Annotated in this window: 11 protein-coding genes; 2 read left to right on the plus strand and 9 right to left on the minus strand. The window is 72.0% G+C overall.

What is annotated here, in order from left to right; translation table 11 throughout:
• Window positions 1–68 precede the first annotated feature (68 nt).
• The 7 genes from G3I56_RS41420 to G3I56_RS41450 all read right to left on the minus strand — a co-directional run bounded on the left by G3I56_RS41420 (window position 69) and on the right by G3I56_RS41450 (window position 11,715).
• Window positions 69–3,107, minus strand: coding sequence for a type I polyketide synthase (locus G3I56_RS41420; protein WP_164418499.1), 3,039 nt, complete (start codon window positions 3,105–3,107; stop codon window positions 69–71).
• Complete coding sequence (locus tag G3I56_RS41425) at window positions 3,104–3,412, minus strand: acyl carrier protein (protein ID WP_164418501.1); 309 nt, start codon at window positions 3,410–3,412, stop codon at window positions 3,104–3,106. Before G3I56_RS41425 ends, G3I56_RS41420 begins: the two co-directional genes overlap by 4 nt.
• A gap of 47 nt (window positions 3,413–3,459) precedes the next feature.
• Complete coding sequence (locus G3I56_RS41430) at window positions 3,460–5,265, minus strand: acyl-CoA dehydrogenase family protein (protein WP_164418502.1); 1,806 nt, start codon at window positions 5,263–5,265, stop codon at window positions 3,460–3,462.
• Window positions 5,259–7,463, minus strand: a complete 2,205-nt coding sequence (locus G3I56_RS41435) for an acyl-CoA dehydrogenase family protein (RefSeq protein WP_239135426.1) — start codon at window positions 7,461–7,463, stop codon at window positions 5,259–5,261. The genes G3I56_RS41430 and G3I56_RS41435 overlap by 7 nt, the downstream gene beginning before the upstream one ends.
• 3 nt (window positions 7,464–7,466) lie before the next feature.
• A complete protein-coding gene (locus G3I56_RS41440; protein WP_164418504.1) occupies window positions 7,467–9,272 on the minus strand; it encodes a fatty acyl-AMP ligase in 1,806 nt (601 codons plus the stop codon).
• 168 nt (window positions 9,273–9,440) lie between these two features.
• Window positions 9,441–9,740, minus strand: a complete 300-nt coding sequence (locus G3I56_RS41445) for a DUF6059 family protein (RefSeq protein WP_164418506.1) — start codon at window positions 9,738–9,740, stop codon at window positions 9,441–9,443.
• Between the two features lie 10 nt (window positions 9,741–9,750).
• Window positions 9,751–11,715: an HAD-IIIC family phosphatase gene (locus G3I56_RS41450; protein WP_164418508.1), complete on the minus strand. Its 1,965-nt coding sequence runs from the start codon at window positions 11,713–11,715 to the stop codon at window positions 9,751–9,753.
• A gap of 185 nt (window positions 11,716–11,900) precedes the next feature.
• On the opposite strand from G3I56_RS41450, the gene G3I56_RS41455 reads away from it, so the two are divergent.
• Complete coding sequence (locus G3I56_RS41455) at window positions 11,901–12,179, plus strand: hypothetical protein (protein ID WP_164418510.1); 279 nt, start codon at window positions 11,901–11,903, stop codon at window positions 12,177–12,179.
• Window positions 12,180–12,514: 335 nt separating this feature from the next.
• Here the strand turns inward: G3I56_RS41455 and G3I56_RS41465 are convergent, their stop codons facing one another.
• Window positions 12,515–13,093: a helix-turn-helix transcriptional regulator gene (locus G3I56_RS41465; protein ID WP_164418514.1), complete on the minus strand. Its 579-nt coding sequence runs from the start codon at window positions 13,091–13,093 to the stop codon at window positions 12,515–12,517.
• A 185-nt stretch (window positions 13,094–13,278) separates the two neighbouring features.
• On the opposite strand from G3I56_RS41465, the gene G3I56_RS41470 reads away from it, so the two are divergent.
• Window positions 13,279–16,071 carry a BTAD domain-containing putative transcriptional regulator gene (locus G3I56_RS41470; protein WP_164418517.1) on the plus strand — a complete coding sequence of 931 codons (2,793 nt, stop codon included), beginning with the start codon at window positions 13,279–13,281 and terminating at the stop codon, window positions 16,069–16,071.
• Window positions 16,072–16,096: 25 nt separating this feature from the next.
• Here G3I56_RS41470 and G3I56_RS41475 read toward each other — a convergent pair whose 3' ends face one another.
• Complete coding sequence (locus G3I56_RS41475; protein WP_164418516.1) at window positions 16,097–18,658, minus strand: BTAD domain-containing putative transcriptional regulator; 2,562 nt, start codon at window positions 18,656–18,658, stop codon at window positions 16,097–16,099.
• Between the last annotated feature and the right edge of the window lie 100 nt (window positions 18,659–18,758).

The raw sequence follows: 18,758 nt of genomic DNA on the forward strand, positions 1-18,758 counted from the left end.
CGGCCCGTGCCCTCTTGCCGCGCTTCGGGCGAAGCGCGTACTCGGGGCACGTACGCGGAGCGCTTCGCTCAGGCGACGGCCGCGCCGACCCGGTCCTGGAGGTAGTCGACGAGGTCACCGACCGAGGACAGCTGCGGGAGCAGGTCCTGCACACTCATCGACTCCAGGCCGTTCAGCCGTTCCTGGAGCCGGTCCTTCAGCTCCATGATCATCACCGAGTCGAAGCCGAGGTCCTCGTAGAGCAGGGAGAGCCGCGACACCTCGTCGGTGGCGTATCCGCCCACCTCCGCGACGGCCTCGATCACCGCGCGGGACACCGGGTCCTCCACGGCGGAGGGCACGGAGGAGAGGACCGCGCCGCGCCCGTTCGCCGCCGGCTGCTCCCTCGACTGCGGCGGCACGGTGTCCGCGCGGTCGGGGACCGCGCCGAGGTCCGCCAGGGGCGCTGCCCGTACAGGCGTGCGGGTCCAGAAGCGGTGGGCGTCGGAGAAGGCGTAGGTGGCGAGCCGTTGCGGCTGCCGCTCCTCCTGCGGGTAGACGGCGTCCCACCGGGGGTCGAGTCCGCTGCGGAAGAGTTCGGCCAACGCCTCGGCGAACGCGCGGCCGTCGGCCTCCTCACCCGGCACGGGCACCACCGGGTGCACCCCGGCTCCGGCCGCGGAGCGCAGGGCGCGCGCCATGCCGGTGAGCACCGGACGGGGGCCGACCTCCACCAGGTGGGTGGGGCCCGCCTCCAGCAGCCGGGCCATCGCGTCGCCGAACAGCACGGGGGCGCTGATGTGCTCGGTCCAGTACTTGGCGTCCATCGGCTCGGCCTCCAGGAGCCGCCCGCGCACGGTGGAGTACACCGGGAGCTTGGGGATTCCGCCGCCGGTCTCGTCCGCGAGCGCGGCGAACCGGTCCAGCATCGGCTCCATCAGGGGGGAGTGGAACGCGTGCGAGACATCCAGGCGCCGGGTCCTGACGCCCCGTCGGACGAGTTCGTCGTCGATCCTCCCCAGTGCCGCCAGGTCGCCGGAGAGCACGGTGGCCCGGGGGCCGTTGACCGCGCCCACCCCGACCAGGGGTTCCGCGTCGACGAGTTCGGTCAGCTCCGTGAGCGGCGCCCGAACGGCGAGCATTCCGCCGCCCTCGGGCAGCTGCTCCATCAGGGCGCCGCGGGCGGCGACCAGCCGGGCGGCCTGCTCCAGCGGGAACACCTCGGCCAGCACGGCCGCGGCGTACTCACCGACGCTGTGGCCGAGCAGCAGCGCCGGCGGCACGCCGAGTTCGGTCAGGCTCGACGCCAGGGCGTACTCGACGGCGAACAGGGCGGGCTGGGTCCAGCCGGTGCGGTGCACGGCCTCGTCGCCGGAGAGCAGCAGTTCGCGCACCGAGCCGCCGACATACGGGGCGAGTGCCTCGTCGGCCTCGTTGAGGAACCTCCGGTACAGCGGTGACTGAAGGTACAGCCGCGCGGTCATCGCCGGGTACTGCGAGCCCTGGCCGGTGAACAGCAGCGCCACCTGCGGCTTCCCCGTGGGGTTGCCGACGAGCCTGGCCAGCAGGTCGTCGTCGGCGGCGGTCTCCCGCAGTGCCGTGGCCAGTTCGCCGGTGTCCCGGGCGGGCAGCGCGAAGCGGTAGCGGTGCCCCGTCTTGGTCCGGTTGCTGCTCCAGCACAGCGGGCCGGCCGGCACCCTGCGCCGCTCCATGGCGTCGGCCTGGACCAGCAGGTTGCGGCGCAGCGCGGCCGTCGAGGGCGCGGTCAGCGTGAAGACTCCGGCGCCCAGCCCCGTGGAGCCGGTGGCCTGACCGGTCCGCCCGGGTTCCGGCTCCGTCGCCTCGGGACGTGCGGCGTACGGCGGCGCGGACTCCAGGACGGCGTGGGCGTTGGTGCCACCCATCCCGAAGCTGCTCAGACCTCCGATCGTCGACCCGGAGCGCAGGCGCAGCGGGGCCTTGAGGAGACGTATCCCCTGCTTGGCCAGTTTCAGCGCCGGGTTCTCCTTGGCCGCGAACCGGCTGGCGGGGACCGCCTTGTGATGCAGCGACAACGCGACCTTGATGAGCCCCGCGATGCCGGCCGCCCCTTCGGCGTGCCCGATGTTGCCCTTGACCGAGCCGAGTGCCAGCGGACGCCCGGACCGGCCGGCGTGCAGGTGACCGAGGGCCTTGACCTCGATCATGTCGCCCAGGACGGTGCCGGTCCCGTGGCCCTCGGTGAAGGTCACGTCGGACGGCTCGACGCCGGCCCGGCGGTAGGCGGCGGCCAGCACCTCCTGCTGCGACCAGCGGTTGGGGGCGGTGATGCCGTTGCTGCGGCCGTCCTGGTTGACGGCGGTGCCACGGATGACCGCGTACACCGGCTGGCCGTCGGCGATCGCGTCCTCCAGCCGGCGCAGCACCACCGCGCCGACTCCCTCGCCCCGGCCGATGCCGTTGGCGTCGGCGCTGAACGGTTTGCACCGGCCGTCCGGGGCGGACAGCCCGGCCTGGGTGTAGAAGATGCCGAGCGCGGGGGTGAGCGCCACGTTGACGCCCGCCGCGATGGCGGTGTCGCACTCCCCCGCGAGCAGGGCGTTGCAGGCGAGGTGGACCGCGACGAGGGACGAGGAGCAGGCGGTGTCCACCGCCAGGCTGGGTCCCTTGAGGTCGAGGTGGTACGAGATCCGGTTGGCGGTCATGCAGTAGCCGTTGCCGGAGCCGAGCTGGGGGGTGACCTTGGCGTAGTCGGTCATGTGCAGGTGCGCCCACTCGTTGCCCATGATGCCGACGAAGACCCCGGTGTCGGTGCCGGCCAGCCGGTGCGGGGCGACGCCGGCGTCCTCGACGGCACGCCAGGCGCACTGCAGCAGCAGCCGCTGCTGCGGGTCCATCGCCGCCGCCTCGCGCGGGGAGACGGTGAAGAACTCGTTGTCGAAGGCGTCCGGGTCGGAGATGAAACCGCCCTCGGTGGTGTTGGAGTGTCCTTCGGCGCCGGTACGCGAGTGGAAGTCACGGGCTTCCCAGCGGTCCCGGGGCACCTTCTCCACCCCGTCGCCGGAGCGCATCAGCATGTCCCAGTAGGCCGCCGGATCGGGCGCCCCCGGGAATCGGCAGTCGATGCCGACTATGGCTACGGGCCTCATCGATTCTCGCCCTCCATCGCCCGCAGCTCCTCCGCGAGGTGCTGGGCCAGTGCCGCTACGGTCGGGTAGTCCCAGGCCACGGTGGGTTCGAGGACGAGGTCGAAGTCCTCCTCGATGTCGCCGCACAGGCTCAGCGCCGCCACTGAGTCCAGCCCGTACTCGGCCAGCGGCACGGTGGGCATGATCTCGGACGGCGTCCGCCTGAGGTACAGGGCGATCCGGTCGGCGAGCCAGCTGCTCAGCGACTCGACGGTGTGTGCGGTGAGCTCGTTGTTCGCGGTGCGGTCGGTCGCGGGAACAGACATGGGTCAAACTCCTCGGTGAAGGCGCGTCAGGTCCGGTCGGCCGGCGGTCAGCCGGCCAGCGGGGTGTCGTAGAGGTCGTAGCTGCGGCGTTCGTGGAAGCGCCGGAGCACTTCCTCGTGCACCCGGCCCTCGCACCCGGGCGGCAGGTCGGCCGGGCGCTGTCCGAGCCGGCGCGCCAGCCTGTGCAGTGCGGCGGCGACCCAGGCCGGGTCGGCCAGGAAGGAGTCGTCACCGCCCTGTGCCCCGCGCCAGACGCCCAGGACGGACGCCGCCGCGAGGAACACCGCGTAGCGGTCGGCCAGCGCGAAGCTGGCCGGGCTGGCGAGAGCGGTGCGGTCCAGCGGGGAGAGGTTCAGGCTGTCCTCCTGGAGCTGGCGCAACTGGTCGAGCATCCGCATGACGAGCGCCTGCACCGCGAGTTCCTCGGGGGAACCGCTGGGCAGACCGTCGGCGGCGGCGACCAGCGAGGCGCTCAGACTGTCCCGGCCGCTGGCCAGGGAGAGCCGCTCGAAGGGGATGCCGGGCAGCCCCTCCCGTGGGCGGAACAGGCTCTGCGGGGCCTCGTCGCCCTTGAACCAGGCCCGCCGGGCCAGCCGGGACAGCTGCGGAATGATGGTGGCCTGGCAGGCCGCCGAGCCCGCGTGGCCGAGGCTCAGCACCGGCAGGTCGCGGACGTGCTTCTGGAAGAGGCCGAACTCTCCCTCGCGGACGTAGAACCGCGCCCCGAGCACGATCGACAGGTCGTACATGGTGTCGGTGAGCATCTTGGGCACCAGGTACTTGACCGCCGCCGCGTACACGCTGGTCTCGTCGGGCAGCAGGTGCACCGCCCGGGTGCCGACCGTCGCCATGCTGTCGCAGATGAGCAGGTCGAGGAAGGCGCCGGTGAGGGTGGAGGAGGCGTGCGGTATCTCCATCACCGAACGCCGGTACAGCTGACGCCCGAGGGCGAACCGCACCACCGTGCGCAGGCTCGTGTCGAGGGCGCCGACGGCCATGCTGGGTATCGCGCTGCGGGTGATCTGGAAGGAGCGCAGGGCCAGTTCGACGCCCTGGCCCCGGGCGCCGACCAGGGTGGCGTCGGGCACCGGGCAGTCGGCGAAGTCCAGCCCGGACAGCCGGCAGCCGCGCACGCCGACCGCGTTGTAGCGGGGCAGCACCGCGAAACGCTCCGCGTCGAGCTGGTCCCGTTCGACCAGCAGGACCGAGTGGCTGCGGCTGCCCGGGCTGTCGTCGGTACGGCTGAACAGGGCGAAGGCGTCGGCCCGGTCCGCGTTGTTGATGACCTCCTTGCGGCCGTTGAGCCGGAAGCCGCCGGGCACGGGGTCGGCCCGGAACTCGTTGCGCACGAAGTCGTTGCCGTGCGGCAGCTCGTGATAGGCGACGGAGATCTTGGATCCCCCCAGCAGCAGCTCGGCCGTTCGGCGGCGCTGCTCCTCGCTGCCGGCCGTCCACACGTTGGCGGCGGCCATGAAGGACGTGATGCCGTAGCCGAGGCCGAGCGCCACGTCGCGCCGGAACACCTGCCGCATCACGCGTACGAGGGTGTCGAGCCGGTCCAGCCGCCCGCCCAGGTCGGTGGGCACGAACTCGGCGTTGAGGACCACGTCGTCGAGGAGCCGCTCACCGGCGGCGGGCAGTTCCCCGGCCTCGTCGGCGGCCGGCAGTCCGGCGGCGCCGAGCGGATTGGCGGGGTCGTGGGGATCCCCGAAACGGTTCTCCAGATCGGCGATCCTGGCCTGCACCTCGCTCTCCCGCGCCTGGTGCGCGGCCGGGTCGGTGGTAAGGGCGGTGGCGGTACCGGTCGGAGCTGCCTTGCCGGGCAGCCCCTGGACCTCGGGATCACTCAGCATGACGTCCCCTCGGATGTCCGGGTCCCGCCGACGGCGGCCCGGGTGTCGGTGTGTGCGTGCGGTACGGCGTCGCCGACGGTCCGCGAACCGCCGTCGCCAGTGGGTGCGCGGGTGACCGCGCCTGCGTCGCCGGGCGCGTGGGTGGCTGCGCGGGTGTCGCCGGGTGTGCGGGTGGCCGCGCCGTCGCCGCCGGATGCGCGGGTCGTCACGCCGTCGCCACCGGGTGTACGCGCGGCCACGCGGGTGTCGCCGGGTGCGTGGGAGGGGGTGGCGGTGGCGTCGGATGCGCCGGTGCGCGGAGCGGAGTTGTCGGACGGTCCGGACTGTGGAGCGGCGTCGCCGGGTGCCCTGGTGTTCCGGCCGGAGGCAGCTCCAGCGGTGGCATCGCCGGGCTCCCCGGTGTGCCGGTGTGCCGCCCCGTGCGCGGTGGCGCCGGGATCCTCGGTGGGCCGGCCGACGGCCCTGTGCAGGGAGAACGGGAACAGTGAGAACAGCTCGCCCGTTTCCCGTGCGGCCCGCAGCCGCTCCAGCAGCGGAAGGTAGGCGTCGGGGTCTCCCGCGTCCGGCTCGCCCAGCCGCACCAGCAGCCGGTCGAGGGCGGGCCACAGCCACACCCCGTCGCGCCACAGGGCCCCGGTGCGCCCCGCGTCCGCCGCCCGGTGATTGTGCGTCCACAGGCCGAGGCAGGCGGCGCCGGCCAGGCACAGGCTGTACTGCCGGGCCACGTCGAAGGCGGCGGGCGGGACGTCGGTGACCACGGTGCGGTAGGCGTCCATCGCCTCGTGGACCCGGCCGGTCACCGCGAGCAGCCGCTCCGCCGCGTCCAGGGCGCCCTTGAGCTCCGGCCGGCCGGCGGCCTCGGCGCGCAGCGCCGCCACCGAATCCGGCAGCGTGGCCATGACGCCGCTGCCCCGCCGGGCCACCAGGGACAGCCGCGCCGGGTCCAGCGGGGGCAGCGGCTCGGCCACGTCGAAGGCCCGGACGGCGCCACCCGTGTCGCCGCTGCCCCGCAGCCAGCCGCGGGACAGCGAACGGAACTGGTTGACCAGGGAGTTGAGGTTGACCAGGGTGTTGCCGTCGAAGAGGCCGACGATGCGGTGGTCGCGGTCGACCTTCTGGAACATCCCCAGGGCGTGGACGTCCTTCAGGAAGGCCCGCGCCCCGAGCAGCCGCGTCAGGTCGGCGATCACCCCCTCGGTCCCGGTGGGCACCAGGTACTTGGTGGCCGCGGCGACCACGCTCAGCTCGTCGGGGACGTTGTGCACGGACCGGGCGGCGACCGTGGCCAGCGCCTCCCCGACCAGCACGTCCGCCGCCGCCGAGGCGAGCACGTGCCGTGCCTGCGGCAGATCGATGAGACGCCGTCCGAACAGCTCGCGCCGCTCGGCGAAGTCCAGGGCGATGGTCAGCGCGTGGTCCGCCGCGCCCAGCGACAGCGAGGCGCACATCGTGCGGGTGAGCTGCAGGGCCTTGAGCACGGTCTCGACACCGCCGCCCGCCCCGCCGACCGCCGCGTCCGCCGGCACAGGGGCCGCGTCGAAGGCGATGCCGCTGATGTCCGCGCCCCGGATGCCATGCGTGCGGATCTTGTCCAGGCAGCGGTAGTCGTCGCCCTCGGCCAGCCGCCGCTTGTCGACCAGCAGCACGGTGAAGCCGCGCGGCCCGCCGTCCTCGGCGGTACGGGTGAGCACGGAGAGCAGGCTGCCCCGGGTGGCGTTGTTGATCAGCCACTTCTCACCGCTGACGCGCCAGCCGCCCCCGCTGTCGGCCTCGCCCCGCACATCCCCGGCGAGCAGGTCGCTGCCGTGGGCGCGCTCGGTGAGGGCCAGCGAGACCGGTACCCCGCCCCGGATGTCCGCGGCGAGGCCGCGGGCCTGCTCGGCGGTGCCGGAGATCCAGACACACACCCCGCCCAGATAGGTCTTGCCGTGCCCGACGGCGACGGTCAGATCGCGCCGGGCCACCACCCGCATGACCTGCATGACGGTCTCGTAGTCGGTGAGCCTGCCGCCGTACTCGACCGGGATGTAGAACTCCTGCAGGCCCCAGCCCTCCAGCAGCCGGCAGATGTCTGCGGGGAACTCCTCGTTCTCGTCGAGTTCCAGACTGCGGGCGTGGGAGAAGGCGGTGCCAGGATCCTCGGGATCCCCGAGCAGGGACTCCAGTTCCTGCGCGACGAGGTAAGGGGGATGTTCCATGGCTCAGCCCACCGGAGCCATGGCCGGGTCGGCGGCCTGCGTGCCCTGTGCGTCCGCCGCGTCCCCGCCGATGAGCGCGCGCACCGCCGGATCCAGCACCGAGTGCAGCGCGGTGACCCCGCCCTCGAGGAACAGCTTGCGCATCAGGGTGCGCTGGATCTTGCCGCTGGTGGTCCTGCGCACGGTGCCGGGACGGACCAGCAGCACGTTGCCGGCCGGTACGGCGAACTCCATGCCGATGTGCCGCTGGATGTCGGTGGCCACGCTCTTCAGTTCGGCGCCCGCCGCGGCGGCCCGGATCTCGTGGATCACCACCAGGTGCTCCTGGCCGCCGGTGTCGACGGCGAAGACGGCACCGGAGGAGATCGCGGGGTTCAGGTCGCGTACGGCGCTCTCCACGTCGTACGGGTAGATGTTGCGGCCGTTGATCAGGACCATCTCCTTGAGACGGCCGGTCACGAAGAGCTCCCCGGCGCCCATGACGCCCATGTCGCCGGTGCGCAGCCAGGTACCCAGCTGCTCCTGGCCGGCGATCCGGGCGCCGAAGATCTCGGCGTTCACCTCCGGCCGCTCCCAGTAGCCGGAGGCCACACTGGCGCCGCGCACCCAGATCTCCCCGACCTTGCCCTCGGGCCGCTCGGTGAGTGCCTCGGGGTCGACGATCCGCACCTCGAAGTCCTCGCCCAGCGCGACCCCGCTGCTGACCAGGGTCCGTCGCGGGGCGCCCAGGTACGGTCCCTCGACGCTGCCCTGCTCCAGCCCGGCCGCGTCCACCTCGCGCACCAGCGCGCCGCGCGTCTTCGGGGTACCGGTCACCAGCAGGGTGGTCTCGGCCATGCCGTAGCAGGGGAACATCGTCTCCGGCCGGAACCCGTAGGGCCCGAAGCGCTCGGTGAACGCCTGCAGGGTCTCGGCCCTGACGGGTTCGGCGCCGTTGCAGGCGGTCCGCCACGACGACAGGTCCAGGCCCTCCAGCTGCGCGTCGGTGATCCGGCGGACGCACAGGTCGTACGCGAAGTTGGGGCCGCCGCTGGCGTTCACCCCGTACTCGCTGACCAGTTCCAGCCAGCGGACGGGCTTGCGCAGGAACGACACCGGAGGAATGAGCACGCTCGTGGTGCCCAGCCACAGCGGCTGGAGGATGTGCCCGATCAGACCCATGTCGTGGTAGAAGGGCAGCCAGCCGCCGACCATCGTGTCGGGGGTGTTGCCGGTGGAGCGGGCGATGGCCGCCTCGTTGGCGAGCAGGTTGCCGTGCGAGACCATCACGCCCTTGGGGGCGCTGGTGGACCCCGAGGTGTACTGCAGGAAGGCCAGGTGCTCCGGGCTCAGCCGCGGGTCCTGCCAGGCGGCCGTGTCACCGACCGTTCCCTGGTCGGTGGGCAGGCAGACCACGTCCGAGAAGCCCTCGGCCGCCAGCCACGCCTCCACCTCCGGGGCGTGCTCGGCGAGGGTCAGTACGGCACCGACCCGGGCGTCGCGGACGATCCCGGACACGCGCCGAAAGTGCTGGCCCTGCTCGGAGGGCAGCGGCGCGGGCACCGCGACGGCCCCGGCGTAGAGGCAGCCCACGAACGCCTTGACGAATTCCAGGCCCGAGGGGTAGAGCAGCAGGACCTGACGGCCCGCCAGGCCCCGCGCCTGCAGCCAGGACGCGATGTCCTTGGCCGCGCGGTCCAGTTCCCGGTACGGCAGTCGCTCGGGCACCTTGCCCCGCACCCCGTCCGCGAGGAACACGAACGCGTCAGCGTCGCCCCGTTCGTCCGACCGCGTCAGCACGAGCTCCGCGAATGAACCGAATTCCGCCACTGTCTTTCCCCTCGCCTCGAAGCGACTCATATCGCGTTGAAACCACACGAACCATCCGAGCCGGCTGACCCGTCCGCACCGGCTGAACCGTCCGAACCGGCTGTCTGCCGAACCCGCCGTGCCGATCGTCGGGGCCGTCTCTAAAGCCCCTCTTGCGGCCGGCGTCAGTCACTCCCGTCGGCCGGGGCCGTCCTCCACCCGGCCGTGCCCCTCCAACTGCGCCCACAGCTCCCGTTCACGCGGGGACAGCGGCACATCGGCCGCCAGCCGCTCAGGATGGGCGGGCGGGGGCTCGTCGAGCGGGAGCGCGTAGGCCGGGGTCTCGGGGGCCGCGTCGCCCAGCCACCATTGCTTCGCCTGCACGACGGTTCCCGGCGGAACAACGCCGAACATCATGGCGAGCCCTCCGAAGCCGTCCAGGAAGAACGTGGCCACGCCCCGCCATGCCCGCCGCGCGGACCACCGCATGCCGTCCGCCTCAGGACGACCGCCGGCCGAGGTCCGCCGTCAGACGGACGTACGCCGGTGTCGTCGGCAGCTGTTCGTCGGACAGGTCGTGCCGGAACGACACGGTGCCGTCCGCGCTCTCACCCGTCTCCGCGAAGCCCATGGACGGGTACAGGTCGCGCACCCGGTGGTTCTTGGCCGTCGGCCGGTAGCGGGCGTACACGGCGCCCGCGCCCGCGGCCCGGGCCTCGGACAGCACGGCGGCCAGGCAGGCCTGCTCGATGCCGCGGGCGAACACCCGGCAGCTCAGCAGCATGTTGTCGATGTGCCAGCCACCCTCCGCCCCGTCGCCACCCGCCTCGACACCGCTCACCAGGACGGCACCCACCAGCCCGTTGTCCCCGAACCGGTCGCCGGAGCGGATCGCCAGCACCAGCCCGTCGGCGGACTCGTGCAGGGCCCTCACATCGGCCTGCTGGAGCCGCTCGGTCGTGAGGTTGAACTGGTTGGTGCGCAGCGTCACCTGCGAGACCCTGGCGATCTCGTGGTCCCGTACCGGCGAGAGGGCGACCTCGACACCCAGTTCCGCGAGGTACTCGTCCATCGAGTCCGCGCTCTCCAGGAGGTCCTGGCGGGCGACCTCGGTGCGGTACTGCGTCGCCCGCGCACGGTCCTCGGACGTCAGCTCCCGTACGTCGAACCAGCCGTCGGCGAGCAGCCGCTCGACGTGCAGGGCGGGTTCCTCGTCGAGCCGGACCACGGCGACGCCGGGCAGGCTGCGGGTCACCAGTCCGCACTCGAACGGCGAGTCGTCGGCGAAGACGAAGCTGTCCACACCGAGGTTGAGCCGCTGAGCGATCTCCAGCAGATTCCGGTCCTTGGGTTCCCAGTTGGCCGTGACCTGGACGAAGTCACTCTCCCGCAGCACCATGTCGGGATGCTCGCGCAGCACTCCACGAACCGGCTCGATGTCGTTCTTGCTGCATACGGCGAGCAGGACACCCTGGGAGCCGATCTGGGCGACGGCCTTCTGGAACCGGCCGAACGCCTCACCCCGGTAGGTGGTGGCGGCGGCGATGCCGTCCGGGCCGTCGTCGCCGAGGATGCCGTCCCACAGGGTGTTGTCCAGGTCGACCACCAGCACCTTCTTGGTGCGTCCGCGCAGGGCCCGGGCCAGGTGGCCGACCTCGCGGGCGTAGGCGGCCAGCAGTTCCTCGCCGAACTGCACCTTGGCGTAGGCGGCGAGCCGCGGCTCGTTGACCGGGCCGCAGGAGGCGAGCAGCGGGTCGAGGTCCACGACGTGGACGCGCTCGTGCACGGCGGCCAGCCGCAGCAGCCCCGCGTTGAACTCCCGCCAGATCACGCCGAGCCGGGCCCTGGACCGGGCGTCGACCAGGCGTCGCTGATGGCTTCGCAGCAGGGGCACGGTGTTGAGCACGAGGGTGCCGGTGCCGCGTGCGACATAGCGCTCCGCGAGCGACCTGATCAGGTTCAGCTTCCCGGCGGTGGCGCGTTGTACGTCCTCCACCCGCCAGGGGTGCGGGAGTTCGGCGAAGATGATCTCGGCGTCCAGCACGCACAGCGCCAGATCGGCGCCGGAGGTGTACACGTCGCTGCCGGTGTTGTGGAGATCGCGGCGCCATGAGTCGTAGTCGCCCTCGTGCACCTTCAACAGCAGGCTGTGACGGGCGAGTTCGGCGGTCAGCGGGGCCGTGAGCCCGTTCAGGGTGGAGTGGCCGGTGACCGCGACGGTGAACGTCTCGGTGCCGGGGTGCTCGCGCAGCACCTCCTCCCGGTCCAGTCGGGAGAGCAGTTGCCCGGCCCGCGCCAGGTCCGGCGCCGGCGGCCCGGCGGGGTCCCCCGCGGCGGCCAGCTCGGCAAGCAGACCGGGCACCTCGTCGTACGCGTCGGCAAGGCGCCCTTCGGCATGGAGGGCGCGCAGCCGGTCCAGCGGTCCGGTCCGCTCGCCCACCGCGGTGCTCACAACCGTGGCCATGGTGTCTCCATTCACAGAATCGCCCGTCGCTCACGGCGGTCCGCGAGCGCCGATCCGGGCCCGCGCCCGGTCCCGGGCACAGGCCCACCACCACTGCCGGTGGCCTGAACGAGCCTGCCGCGTCCGTCTTAAGGCGCCCTTGAGTCATCCGGGCCGCCCGCGATCCGCACCTGTCCCGGCCGACCGTGACGGACGCCTCCAAGGCCACCGCCCGGCAGGTCACCGAGGCACCGCTGCCCGAGGCCGAGGTCGAGGTCGAGGTCGAGGTCGAGGTACTGGGCATCGATGAGACCCGGCGCGGGCGGCCCCGCTGGGAACAGGATCGGGACAGCGGCACGCGGCAGCCGACCAGGGACCGGTGGCACACCGGGTTCGTCGATGCGCACGGCGTCGGTGGCCCGCTCGGCCAGGTCGAGGCCGCACCGTCGCCGACGTACCGGCCCGGCTCGCCACCACACCCCTGACCTGGCACAGGAACATCCGGCACGTCACCATCGGCATGCTGGCCGCCTACCGCGCCGCCCCGCGCGCCGGCCTGCCGACCGCCACCGTCGTGGTCGACCACTTCCACGTCGCGCAACTCGCGAACAAGATGCTGTCCCCGGTGCGGCACCGCACCACGGCCGAAATCCGCGGACGCCGGGGACGCCGCGGACACGCCACCGACCCGGAACGGACGGCTCGCAGGCGCCTGCCCCGCAACCGCCAGGACTTCACCGACGAGCAGTTCGCAACCGTGTGGAACCCGCTGCTGGACGAGCAGAAGATCGGACAGACGCGTCCCACGGGTTCTGGAGGGTCACACGCGCAGACGCCCCTTGCCCGCAGCCACCTCGGCCACCAGGCGGGCGAGTTCCACGCGGGAATGGATCTGCAGCTTCCGGAAGATGTGCCGCAGGTGGTAGTCCACCGTGTGACGCGAGACCGACAGCAGGTCGGCTGTCTGACGGTTGGTGAGGCCGTGGGCGACGTGTTCGGCCACCATGCGCTGTGAATCCGTCAGCTCGGCCCATTCCACGCGTCGGCCCTCGGCACGGGGAAGGGAACGTGGAGGCTGGGCGGAGGCGGGGACGGTGAGCCGGACGATCGCTCCGACCAGGGCGGAGCCCATCCAGATGCCCTCACAGAGTCGCGGCCTGGCTCCGGACACCAGTGAGACCGCCCGTGGTCCGGGCGTTCCCCGCACGCCGGACGCGACCTCCTTGCGCGCCCACTCCCACAACAGCGAGCGGTCGTCAGCCCGTATCAGCGCTGCCGCGGGGCTGTTCATCAAGAGGGTGACGTCGCTGACCACGACGACGGGGCCGGTGGCGCTCCGGCATGCTTTCAGGAACCGTTCGTGCAGCAGACGAGGGTCGTGGATGATCGTCAACAACATCGTGTCTCCAATGCCGTCCGCGGGCGTACGGATGACCGGATGCGCAGGTCAGCTCCCTGCCCGCGCATCGGCTGAGCGGGCTGCGCCCACGCTACTCAGGACGTGGTGACGGATGGGTGACCGAAAGGTGATGCCCGGCGGTGACCCTGGGCCGGCATGGAACGGAAGGCACGGAATTGGATCTCGTGCGTGCGACGGTGCTCGGTCCGCTCAAGGTCTGGCGGGGCGGCACGGAACTCGACCTCGGTCCGTCCACACGGCGGGCCCTGCTGGCCGTCCTGCTGACTCAGGCCGACCGGCCCGTGCCGATGTCCGAGATCGTCGACGTGCTCTGGGGCGAGACGGCTCCGCGCAGCGCGCCGAACATCGTGCACCGTCATGTCGGCGCGTTGCGCAAGGTGCTCGGTCCGCAGCCCGGGAGCAGCCCCCAGATCCCCCTTCTGGTGCGGGCATCGGGCGGGTACCGGTTGGAGCTCGGCACCGGCCGGCTCGACCTCCTTCAGTTCCGTGCCCTGTGTTCCCGTGCCGCGGAACACCGGCGGGCCGGGGACGACGTCGAGTGCGTGGGCCGCCTGATGGAGGCACTCGACCTGTGGCGCGGACCGCTCGTCAGCGGACTGTCGGCATCCGTGCGCACACATCCTCTGTTCACGCGCATCGGCCGTGAGTACCCGGACGCCGTGAAAGACGCGGCCGATGCCGCCCTTGACGCCGGGGGCGTTCACCTGGAGCGCGTACTGCTGTCGCTGCGCCGGGCGGCAGCCGCCCATCCGCTGGACGAGGTACTGCACGCACGACTCGTCACCGTCCTGCTCCGTACGGGGCACACTCGGCATGCGCTCCAGTGCTATCAGGATGTCAGGAAGCGGCTGAGCGAAGAGCTCGGGCTCGACCCCGGTCCGGAGCTGGCGAAAGCGGCCGAGGATGCCCTCCGCACCCACGCTCTTGCGGGTAGGAGTACCTTCCCGCACGCGCCGCCCGCCCAACTTCCCCCGGATCTGGGCGTCTTCACCGGTCGGCAGGCGGAGATGGCCCTGGCGCGCGGTCTGCTGCCCGCCGACGGCGGGTCCACGCGGTCGGTCGTCATCAGCGCCATCGGAGGCATGGCCGGTGTCGGGAAGACCGCGCTGTCCATCCACTGGGCGCACGAGGTCGCGCACCGCTACCCCGACGGGCAGCTCTACGCCGACCTGCGTGGCTTCGACCCGGGCGGGGCGACGGTCGGTCCCGAGCAGATCCTGCGCTCGTTCCTGGACGCTCTGGGAGTCGCCCCGGAGCAGGTGCCGGTGGGGGTCGACGCCCAGGCTTCCCTGTACCGCGGTCTCCTGGCCGGAAAGCGGGTCCTGGTCGTTCTGGACAACGCCAGGGACACCGAACAGGTTCGCCCGCTGCTGCCGGGCGCGGCCGGCTGCCTCGCCATCGTCACCAGCCGTACCTTCCTCTCCGGACTGGTCGCCGAGGGGGCGCACCCGGTCGCCCTCGACGTGCTCGACGACGCCGACGCGCGGGCGTTCCTGTCCCGCCGTCTGGGTCACGAGCGGCTGGCCGCGCAGCCTCGGGCGGTCCAGGACATCATCGGCTCGTGCGCCGGTCTTCCGCTCGCGCTGGCCATCGTCAGCGCCCGCACGGTGATGAACCCGCACATCGATCTCGCCGTCCTCGCCGCGGAACTGCGGGAGGAGGGCAGTCGGCTGGCGACTCTGTCGGCGGGGGATCCGGCCACCGACATCTCGACGGTCCTCTCCTGGTCGTACCAAGTACTCACGCCTCTCGCCGCCCGGGTCTTCCGCCACCTGTCGCTCCACCCGGGCACGGAGATATCGCTCGCGACCGCGTCGAGTCTTCTCGGGCTGCCCGAGGCGCGGTTACGGCCGGTCCTGTCCGAGCTGATCGGCGCTCACCTGCTCACCGAACGCTTTCCCGGCCGCTTCGTGTGGCACGACCTCCTTCGGGCATACGCGGGCGAGTTGCTCCGCGTCCACGACTCCCCGAAGGATCAGGCCGAGGCTCTGGCCCGGTTGCTCGATCATCTGCTGCACGGTGCTCACGGGGCGAGCGCCATGCTCGCTCCGCACCGGGAGCGGCTGGCCCTCCCCGCGCCTGTCGACGGGGCGGCGCCCGTCGAGTTCGCCGACCGTGAAGAGGCGGCGAACTGGATGGAGGCGCACAGGGCCGTCATCCTGGCCGCTGTCGCGTACGGTCCCGCCCGGCTGCACGCCGCGTCCCGTTGCTGGCAGTTGGCCGGCACGGTGGAGTTCCATCTCGACCGGCATGGCCGGTGGCAGGAACAGCTCACCCTGCAGAGCGCGGCCCTCGATGCCGCGGAACGATCGGGCGACCTTTCCGGCCGTGCCCACGCACACCGTGCTCTGGGGTTCGGCCACGGCCGTCTCGGTGCCGGGGGCCGGGCGAGAGAACATCTCACCACGGCCCTGGAGCTGTTCGTGACAGGCGCCGACCCGGGCGGGCAGGCCCGAACCCATCGCTACCTGGCCTTCTTCGAGAACAAGGAGGGCCGGCACGAGGCAGCTCTGGCCCATTACTCCGTCGCCCACGCTCTCTACACGGACATGGGACAGCGCAGCGGTCGGGCCCAGGTGCACAACGAGGTGGGCTGGACCCACATCCTGCGCGGCGACTACACCCACGCGCTCGTGGAGTGCCGGCAGGCACTCGATCTCCACCACCACCTGGACGACGTCAACGGCGAAGCCGCCGCCTCGGACAGCCTCGGCTACGCCCACCACCATCTGGGCGCGTACGAGCGGGCGGTCGACTGTTACCGGCACGCGTTGACGCTCTACCGGCTCCTGCACGACGAATACCTCGAAGCCGACACCCTCGTCCACATCGGCGACAGTCAGGACGCGGCGGGTGACAGCGCCGAGGCCCGTACTTCCTGGCGCCAGGCTCTGCTGATCCTGGACCGCCTCGCGCACCCCGACGCGGAGTCGGTGCGGCAGCGTCTGTCCCGATGACGGATGCCGGGGGGCCAGGACCGTGTCACTTCGGCTCCGCGGCGATCTTCTGCTGGATCTCGGCCGCCCAGTCCGGATCCATCGACGCGATGATGCCGGCCGCCTCACGCCAGCGGGCACGAGCCGCCTCGCTCTCACCGGCGAGAGCGAGCGTGTCCCCGAGCCGGTTGATACTGCCCGCTTCGTTGTAGCGGTCCCCGCCTGCCCGCAGCAGACGGATCGCCCGCTCGTAGCAGAGACGGGCCCGAGCCAGATTGCCGAGGTGATGGTGAGCGAAGGCCAGCGTGTCCCAGACGTGGGCGTACTCCGGCCCGCCGGTGTCGGACGTACGGCGATACAGCCGCAGTGATCGCACCGCGCTCGTCACGGATTCGTCGTACGCGCCCAGCGAGGCCTGGAACCAGGCAAGGGCGTTGAGACATTCGGCCTGGGCGCTGAGGTGCCCGGCGATCCGGTACAGGTCGAGGGCCTGCCGGGTGCGGTCGATCGCTTCGTGGTCGCGTTCCGTACGGGTCATCAGCCAGCCGAGCAGCCGCAGGCAGTGCGCCTGACCCATGTCGTCGCCGAAGGCCACGAACAGGGCGAGGGCCTGGTTCAGGTGTTCCTCGCCGGACCGGTACTGCCGCAGCAGTGACCGGGCCCGTCCCAGGCCCGCGTGCGCGTGTGCCAGGCCGGTCGCGTCCCCCGACTGCTGGGCCGCGCCCAGTGCGGTGAGCTGGAGGTCCGCCCAGTCGTGCCAGTGCCCTACCCGCGCGTACATCGGATCGAGCAGGCGTGCCAGCCGCCAGGCGTCGCCGGCCAGGTTGTCCCGCGCGGCCTGACGTACGAGCTCGGTCAGTGTGAGCCGTTCCGTCCGGAACCATCGCACCGCCGCTTCCGGGGTGCTGAGTCCGGTGTCGGGCGCGACCGGTCCGCTCCCACCGGGGACGGAGACGGGGACAGGGGCGGGTGTGAGGGTGGGGGTGGGGAAGATGCGGGCCGGGTCCAGTTGGCGCAGGGCGGTGTGCGCTGTTCGCTGGTAGTGCTGGAACAGCCTTTCCCCGGCCGCGTTCCTGTCGTGCTGGGTGTCATGGGCTTCGGTCGCCTCGCGTCCGTAGGCACGCAGCAGATCGTGGAGGCGATGACGGTCGTGCTGCTCCACACCGACGAGATGCGCCCGCACGAGTTCGTCCAGCAGAGTGCGGGTATCGCGGAGGGTGAGCCCGGCGAGCGCGGCGGCGGAGCGAGTGTCGAAAGTGGCTCCGGGATGCAGCGACAGCAGCCGGAACAGGCGGGCGGTCGCGTCGGAGAGGGTGCGGTAGGACCACCCGAACACCGCCCGTACGTCGCTGAAGTGATCCATGCTCTGGAAGGCGTCCAGACTTCCGTGGGCCTCCTGGAGCTGCTCGGCCATCGCGCTCAGCGGCAGATGAGGGTTCATCAGGCCCCGGGCCGCGATGACGGACAGGGCCAGCGGGAGCCGGCCGCACAGGGAGATGATCGTTTCCGTTGCCTCGGGCTCGTTGTCGACACGGTCGGCCCCGAGCCGGCGTACGAGAGCTTCCCGGGCATCCTCGGCGGACATGACGTCCAGCATCAACGGGTGCGCCCCGTGAGCCGCCACCAGGCTGCTCAGCTGGTTTCGGCTCGTGATGAGCACCAGGGAGCCCGCCGATCCGGGAAGGAGGGGCCGGACCTGTTCCGCGTCGCGGGCGTTGTCGAGCAGGACCAGCACACGTCGCGTGGCCAGCAGGCTGCGGTAGAGGGCGGCCTGAGCGTCCAGTTCGTCGGGGATCCGACCAGGGGGAATACCGAGGTTCTCCAGAAAGCCGCGGATCGCCTCCGCCGGCGTCGTCACCGATCCGTGGAGGTCGAAGCCGCGGAGGTTGACGTACAACTGCCCGTCCGGGTACCGGTCTGCGACCTGGTGGGCGAGGTGGAGGGCGAGCGTGGTCTTGCCCACGCCGGCCATGCCGCCGATCGCGCTGATGATCAGGGCCCGGGATTCGGGAGTCGCGCCGTTGCCGGACGAGAAACCGAAAGAGACATCGGAAGAGAGGCGGGCGGAGAGGTGGGAGGAGAAGTGGGACAGCAGGCGTTCGACTTCGGCGTCCCGGCCCACGAAGTGGGACGGCGCGGCCGGTAGTTGGGCGGGGCGCGGGAAAGGGGAGGGCAGCGTGCCCTTACGAGGCGATTCGGCCGCGACGGGAGCGACGGGTGCCGGGGGCGCGAGCGGGGCCCCGGCCAGTACCTGTTGGTGGGCCTGGCTCAGACCGGCCGAAGGCCTGACTCCGAGTTCGTGGCGCAACCGGTCGCGCAGGCTGTGGAAGACCTCCAGGGCCTCGGCCTGCCGCCCGGACATCGCCAGGGCGAGGACCAGGCGGCTGTGCAGCGGCTCGTCCAGGCGATGCTGGTCGGCCAGTGCCCGCAAGGCTCCCAGGATCGGCTCCACGTCTCCGAGCCGGAGGGTGAGGTCCGCCGCTTCCTTGGCGACCGTCAGACGTTCGTTGTCGAGATGCGTGAACAGGGGGTGCCCGCGCACCTCGGCGCCGGCGCCGGCCGCCGCGGGCCCCCGCCACAGGGCGAATTCCAGGGGTCGTTGCAACACTGCTGGTCAGCTGGCTAGGTCCAGTAGCTTAGCGAGGCGCTCGGCTGGGGTTTCCCAGTCGAGCGTTTTGCGTGGGCGGCTGTTGAGTTCGGCGGCCACG

The organism is Streptomyces sp. SID12488, from assembly GCF_010548275.1.
Taxonomy (GTDB): domain Bacteria; phylum Actinomycetota; class Actinomycetes; order Streptomycetales; family Streptomycetaceae; genus Streptomyces.